The sequence below is a fragment of the Nocardioides sp. genome (genome assembly GCF_047606145.1).
Classification (GTDB): domain Bacteria; phylum Actinomycetota; class Actinomycetes; order Propionibacteriales; family Nocardioidaceae; genus Nocardioides.
Genome location: NZ_JASGET010000055.1, coordinates 40,116 through 47,023, shown reverse-complemented (window position 1 = coordinate 47,023; position 6,908 = coordinate 40,116). Strand labels below are relative to the sequence as shown.

Genomic DNA, 6,908 nt, shown 5'->3' with positions numbered 1-6,908 from the left:
CTCGGCCGCCGAGGCCGCGGCCGCGCTGCGCGCTCACGCCGCCGACCGGCTGCCGGCGGCCTGGCTGCCGCATCACCTGGTGGCGACCGAGCAGATCCCGCTCGGGACCAGTGGCAAGACCGATCGTCGCCGGTTGGCCGAGGTCGCTCCGCCCACCGTCGATCGCGGCGACCGGACTCCCCGCACCCTGCTCGCCCAGCGCCTGTGTGCGCTGATCGGCGACGTGCTCGCAGTGGCCCGCGTCGAGGAGGACACCGACTTCTTCGACGCCGGCGGCGACTCGCTCGCCGTCCTGCGCCTGCTGGCGGCGATCGAGGACGAGTTCGCGGTCAGGCTCTCCCTGGCCGATGTCTTCGCCCACCCACAGGCCGCCCAGCTGGCGGGGCTGCTCGCCGATGGTGGTGGGACCGCGGAGATCGAGGAGATCCTCACCCTGCGCCGGGGCGAGGCGGATCGGGATCCCCTCTTCCTGTTGCCACCGGCCGGCGGCCTGGGCTGGTGCTATGCCGGGCTGCTGCGCCGGCTGCCGCCCGAGCAGCCGGTGCATGCGGTCCAGGCACCGGGGTTGGCCGCCGGCCGACCCGAACCGGTCGCCGACCTGGCCGCCCTCGCCCGGCGGCAGCTGGGCGCGATCCGGAGCGTGGTCGGCGAGGGCGGATTCCACGTCGCGGGCTGGTCGCTGGGCGGGATGGCCGCGCATGAGGTCGCCGCACTGGCCCGGCGCGACGGGCAGGAGGTCGGTGCGGTGGCGCTGTTGGACGCCTACCCCTCCGACCAGTGGCAGCACCTGGCGGAGCCGACCGAGGCCGAGGCGCTGGTCGGGATCCTGCGCCTGGGGGGAGTCGAACCGCCCGAAGGGACGCTCGACCGGGCCACCGCGGTCCACCTGCTGCGGGAGAGCGGAAGCGCCATCGGCCAGCTCCCCGAGCTGGTCCTCTCCGGCTGTCTGGCCTCGGTGGTCGAGGCGGCCCGGATCGTCCGCCTGTCCAGCCATACGGTCCTGCCGGGTGATCTGACGGTGCTGGTCGCCACGGCGCCGCGAGCGGAGACCTGGCTGGACGCAGACGGTTGGCGGCCCTATGTGACCGGCGAGGTGCACCGGGTCGAGCTGGCTGCCGGTCATGGCGAGCTGGTACGCCGACCGGTGGTCGACCTGGTCGGGGAGATGCTGGCGGGGCTGATCGCCGAGTCGAGGGTGGCCGCCGGCGTCAGGAGATGATGGCCCGGTGAACACGGGTCTCGTCGAGTGGGCGATCAGGCCGGTCGCCGACGTGCGGCCGCGTCCCGAGTGGCTGACCGCGCCGGAGCTGGCGCGCCACCGACGGCTGGTCCGGGTCGCGGACCGCGCGGCGTACCTGGCGGCGCACACCCTGGTGCGCGAGTGCGCGGCGGCGCTGGTGGGCACACCGCCCGGCGAGGTGGGATTCGGCCAGCGTTGTGCGTCCTGCGGCGACGTCGACCACGGGGCGCCGTACGTCGAGGGGGGCGTGCGAGTCAGCCTGAGTCACACCCGGGGCCATGTCGCCGCGATCGCGGCCCCGACGCCGTGCGGCATCGACGTCGAGCTGGTCCGCGCCGGTGCGCCTCCGGCCGGCGTGCTCACCCCGCGCGAGACGAGCTGGGTCGAGCGCCAGCCGGATCCGGCTCGTGCCTTCACCGGACTGTGGGTGCGCAAGGAGGCGCTGATCAAGGCGGGCGTGGGTCACCTGGGCGAGGTCGGTGCGCTCGAGGTGCTCGAGCCGGGCGCCGGGGTGGGCGATGTGCACGACTGGGTCGGCGCGGCCGCGATGGGCGCCTGGGTGGTGCGCCCGATCGAGGCCTGACGCTGCTCGACCACACCAGGAACGATGCCCGGTCCCGCCCGGCGGGTCGATGACCTTCTTCCCGGCGGAACAACAGGAGGGCCCATCCGGTTGATGGCATCGTGACCGCGACGACGCCTGCCCTGTCCGTTCTCGACCTGGTCCCGGTGCGGACCGGTCAGAGCAGCGCCGGAGCGGTCGCGGCGACACTGTCGCTGGCACGGGTCGCCGATGCGCTGGGCTACCGGCGCTACTGGCTGGCCGAGCACCACAACATGCCGGCGGTCGGCTCGACCAACCCGCCGGTGCTGATCAGCCTGGTCGCCGGCGCCACCGATCGGATCCGGGTCGGCAGCGGGGGAGTGATGCTGCCCAACCACGCGCCGTTGGTGGTGGCGGAGCAGTTCGCCCTGCTGGAGGCGGCGTTCCCGGGAAGGATCGACCTCGGCATCGGCCGCGCCCCCGGCACCGACCCGGTCACCAGCTGGGCGTTGCGGCACGGCGCCGGGGGCGTCGACGACGACGGCGTCACCCACTTCGCCGACTACGTCGGCAACGTGATCGCCATGATGGACACCGCCGGCGTCGGGATCCGGGTGGGTGGCCGCACCCACGAGCTGCGCGCCACTCCCGCGGCCGGCAGCGTGCCCGAGATCTGGCTCCTCGGCTCCTCGGACTACTCGGCTCGGCTGGCCGCGAGCAAGGGTCTGCCCTACGTCTTCGCCCACCACTTCTCCGGCAACGGCACGGCCGAGGCGCTGGAGCTCTACCGCAGCGAGTTCGTCCCGTCGCCGACCCTCGCCGAGCCGCGCACCTTCCTCACCCTCAACGCCAGTGTGGCCGAGACGGCCGAGGAGGCGGACCGACGGGCGCTGCCGCAGCTGCTCACCATGCTCCGGCTGCGGACCGGTCAACCGCTGGCGGCCCAGGACACCATCGAGGCGGCCGAGGCCACCCCGGTCCCGGAGGCGCATCGGGCGCTGCTCGACGCGATGCGGGAGCGTTGGGTGATCGGCGCCCCGGCGCAGGCACGCGCCGAGGTGGCCGGGCTGGCGGCGACGTACGGTGTCGACGAGGTGATGATCAACCCGGTCGGCGGCGCGTACGCCGACACCGACCCCGCCACCGCGCCGGCCCGCGAGGACACCCTCCGGCTGCTCGCCGAGTCGGCCCGGTGACGCCGATCGGGGCCGCGTCCCCCATGCCGAGTCGGCACACCTCGCGGTACAAGATGCGCCGACTCGGCTCCGCTGCGGGAGGAGTTACTTCTTCTTGACCTTCGCGGTCGTGGCGGAGGTCTTGGCCAGGGTGGTGTAGCCGGTCTTGGTACCGGTGACCTTGACCGAGATCCGCTTACCGGACAGCTTCTTGGTGAGCTTCAGCTTGGCCTTGGTGGCGCCCTTGATCTTCTTTCCGTTGGCCAGCCACTGGTAGGTCAGCTTGGTGCCGGTGGTCCAGGTGCCGTGCTTGGCGACGAGCTTCTTGCCGACCTTGGCCTTGCCCTTGACCTTGGGCTTGGTGCCGCTCAACGTGCCCTTGGCCACCTTCTTGGCCGCCGAGGTGGCCGAGGCCGAGGCGTAGCCGGAGGCGGCACCGGTGACCGTGACGGTGATCTTCTTGCCGGCGTCGGCGGCGACGGCGGTGTAGGTCGCCTTGGTCGCACCCTTGATGGCGGTGCCGTTGCGCTTCCACTGGTAGGCGAGCGTGGTGCCGCTGGTCCAGCTGCCCGGCTTGGCGGTGAGCTTCTTGCCCACCTTCGCGGTGCCGGTCACCGTCGGCTTGGCCGAGGTGACCTTCGGGGTGAGCTTGACGACCTGGTTGTCGGTGTCCTTGTTCACCGCGTAGACCGAGCCCTGGCCGTCCTCGGCCAGGTGGTTCGGCTTGCTGAGGCCGAGGTTGGCCACCCGGTTGCCGTCGGTGTCGAGGACGGTGATCGTCGTGCCGCTGAAGTTGGCGACGTAGGCGAGCTCGTGGACCGGATCGAAGGCGACGTTGAGGGACCCCGCGCCGGCGGCGAGCTCCTTGATGGTGGTGCTCTCGGTCAGGTCGTCGTTGAGCTGGGCGACCACCACCTCGTCGGTGTTCTGGCTGGCAATGAAGAGCCGGTTGGAGTCGGCGTCGTAGGCGACGCCGGAGGCACCGCGACTGCCGTCGACCACCAGTCCGTCGACATCGATGATGGTGTCCTCGAGGGTCTTGGTGTCGATCACCATCGCCGCGGCGGTGGTCGAGCTGACCGTGAAGAGCTTCCCGTCCTCGGCGTCGAGCTCCAGGCTCATCGGGGAGAACTCGGTGCGAGCGTGGACGGCGATGTCCTCGATCTTCTCGTACTTGACGCCGTCGCCGTCCTGGTCGTCGGACTCGAAGACCGAGATGTAGCCGTCGCCGCTGGAGCCCTCGCTGGCCGAGCTGACGAACACGTAGCCGTCGGCGGGGTCGGCGACCACGTCACGAGGATGGTTGACGTAGCCGTTCGCGTCGGTGCTGTCGGTGCCGGTCCACTGCTGGAGCAGGCTCAGGTCGTCCTGGGAGTAGACCGCGACGGTGTTCTGCCGGGTGTTGGTGACCCAGACCGTCCCGTTGGTGTCGTCGACGCCGACGCCGTACGGCGCGTAGCGGGCGCCGCCGGCGGTGACCTCGCTGGCCTCGACCGACGACTCGACCTTCAGCGTGTCGGGGTCGAGCTTGTAGAGGTAGCCGTCCCAGCCGTTGGTGCCGCTGAACGCCGCGGTGGCGAACAGTGCGTCGCTCTGTGAGCTGTACGCCGACTGGTAGAGGCCCTGCGCCACCGCACCCGTCGCGCTGGCGACCCGGGCGTAGCCAGACTCGCCCGAGGTGGCGGTGCTCGGCGACACCTTGGCGCTGGCGGTGTAGGTCGCACCGTAGGGGAGCGACTGCGTCACGGTGAAGGTCTTGGTGCCGAGGTACTCACCGGCCGGGACCGTCACACTGCCGGTGGCGGTGCCGGTGTCGTCGGCGGTGAAGTCGGCGTCGAGGATCTCGATCTCGTCGTCGTCCACGGTCGAGTCGGGGTCGAGGGTGACCGAGTCGAAGGTCGCGCCCGGCTGCAGGTTGGAGACCGTGACGGTCCCGGTGGAGCTGACGGCGAGGCCGGTGAAGGAGATGGCCGGGTCGACGGTGACCTGGGCGACGCCCGGGTTGTCGGCGTCGCTGCCGGTGAGGACCAGCTGGTGCTCACCGGCCGGGTAGTCGCCGATCGCGAACTTGATGGTGCCGGTCAGGTTCCCGTCGTCGTCGACGGTGCCGCCGGTGGTCCAGGTGTAGGCGTCGCCGGTCGCGCCGTCGGTGACGGCGATCGAGTCGCCGGCGGTGAAGCCGGAGCCGGTGAGCGTCACGGTGACTCCCGAGCTGCGGCCGGTGGAGGTGACCGCGCTGGCCGTCACCGTCGGAGCGGCCGAGGCGTCGTCGGAGACGGTGAAGTAGTCGCTGATCTTGGAGACGACCGGAGTGCTGCCGAGGTAGCGCAGCCAGTGCTCGCCGTCGTCGGTGCCGCTGTCGGCGGTGAGGTCGTCCGGGACGGTGACGTTGCCGGAGATGGTGCCGTCGCCCTGGACGTTGGCGGTGCCGACCACGTCCTCGCCGCTCGCCGGGGTGTAGCCGCCGTCGTCGATCTTGACGCTGATGGTCTGCCCGGCGCCGTCGTTGAGGCCGAAGCCGGTGCCGGCGTAGGAGAGCGTGGTGCCGAGCGCGGTCTCGGTCGCCGAGGTGAGGTGGACCTCGCCGTCTCCGAGCTCGGACTTCGGGGTAGCGGCTGAGGCCGGTGCGACGGTGAGGCCGCCGAGGCCGACGGCCACCGCGGTGGCCGCCAGGCCGAGGTGGACGATCCGGGTCCGCCGGGATCGCGTGGGGGTTCTGCTCACGGAAGTGCTCCTGGATTGAGGGGTGACATCGCGCCGAGCCGCGGACCTTAAGATAAGGTGAGGCAATCCTAATATAGATCTGATGAATAGGAGGAATCGGATCGGATCTTCGGTGGTGACGACCGTCACGCAGCGCCAGCTCGTGACCTCTCGTGCGGGCTCACAGCTCAGCCCGTGACCTTCGCGGTCGTGGCGGAGGTCTTGGCCAGGGTGGTGTAGCCGGTCTTGGTGCCGGTGATCTTGACCGAGATCTTCTTGCCCTTCTGGGCGGCCTTGAGCTTGAGCTTGGCCTTGGTGGCGCCCTTGATCTTCTTGCCGTTGGCCAGCCACTGGTAGGTCAGCTTGGTGCCGGTGGTCCAGGTGCCGTGCTTGGCGACGAGCTTCTTGCCGACCTTGGTGGTGCCCTTGATGGTGGGCTTGGTGCCGCTCAACGTGCCCTTGGCGATGGTCTTCGCCGCCGAGGTGGCCCGTGCCGGGCTGAGCCCGGACTTGGTGCCGGTGACCGTGACCGAGATCCTCTTGCCGGCGTCGGCCGCGGTCAGCGCGTAGGTCGCCTTGGTCGCACCCTTGACGGCGGTGCCGTTGCGCTTCCACCGGTAGGCGAGCGTGGTGCCGTTGGTCCAGCTGCCCGGCTTGGCGGTGAGCTTCTTGCCCACCTTCGCGGTGCCGGCGATCGACGGCTTGCCGGCGATGACCGCGGTGCTGGTGACGGTGAAGGCATCGGACTCCAGCGTGCGGATGGCGTCGCCGTCCTGGAGGCTGCCGCTGAGCAGCCGGAGGGTGTGACTCCCGTCGGGGAACGCCGGGTCGGAGGTCGCGGTCGTGCCGTCGGGGAGCGTGATGGCGGTCTCGAACGTCCCGTCGGCCTCGGCGTCGATGATCGCCCAGATGGTCTTGTTGGTGCTCAGCGAGGTGTCGGTGCGGCTGTAGGCGCCGTCGTCGATCTTCAGCCCGATCCTCGAGCCGGTGGTGGAGCTGGCGCACCAGCCGGTGCCGGAGATCTGCAGCCTCGCGCCGGGCGCCACGGTGGTGTTCGCGATGGCGACGGTGTACGCCGACGAGGTCGGATCGCAGGTCGCGGCGGTTGCCGGGGAGGCGCCGAGCGCGGTGGCGCCCGCGGCCAGGACGAGCACGCCGGCGGCGCCGACGGTGGTGAGACGGGAACGAAGGGGCATGTCGGAGCTTTCTGATCGCAGCGATGAGGTCAGAGACTCCGCGGGTAGGC

5 protein-coding genes are annotated in these 6,908 nt (G+C 71.1%); 3 read left to right on the top strand and 2 right to left on the bottom strand.

Annotated elements, in window-relative coordinates; all coding sequences use genetic code 11:
* From QM638_RS07255 to QM638_RS07245, 3 genes are all read left to right on the top strand, one after another.
* A partial coding sequence (locus tag QM638_RS07255) for a thioesterase domain-containing protein (RefSeq protein ID WP_415141281.1) occupies positions 1 to 1,219 on the top strand: 1,219 nt, incomplete at its 5' end.
* 7 nt (positions 1,220 to 1,226) lie between these two features.
* Positions 1,227 to 1,823 carry a 4'-phosphopantetheinyl transferase family protein gene (locus QM638_RS07250; RefSeq protein WP_415141280.1) on the top strand — a complete coding sequence of 199 codons (597 nt, stop codon included), beginning with the start codon at positions 1,227 to 1,229 and terminating at the stop codon, positions 1,821 to 1,823.
* A gap of 101 nt (positions 1,824 to 1,924) precedes the next feature.
* Complete coding sequence (locus QM638_RS07245; RefSeq protein ID WP_415141279.1) at positions 1,925 to 2,980, top strand: LLM class flavin-dependent oxidoreductase; 1,056 nt, start codon at positions 1,925 to 1,927, stop codon at positions 2,978 to 2,980.
* An 84-nt stretch (positions 2,981 to 3,064) separates the two neighbouring features.
* On the opposite strand, the gene QM638_RS07240 is transcribed toward QM638_RS07245, so the two are convergent.
* Both QM638_RS07240 and QM638_RS07235 read right to left on the bottom strand, forming a co-directional pair.
* Positions 3,065 to 5,683: a hypothetical protein gene (locus tag QM638_RS07240; protein ID WP_415141278.1), complete on the bottom strand. Its 2,619-nt coding sequence runs from the start codon at positions 5,681 to 5,683 to the stop codon at positions 3,065 to 3,067.
* Positions 5,684 to 5,850: 167 nt separating this feature from the next.
* The gene (locus QM638_RS07235) at positions 5,851 to 6,858 is read right to left on the bottom strand and encodes a hypothetical protein (protein ID WP_415141277.1); all 1,008 of its coding nucleotides are present in this window, start codon (positions 6,856 to 6,858) and stop codon (positions 5,851 to 5,853) included.
* Positions 6,859 to 6,908 lie beyond the last annotated feature (50 nt).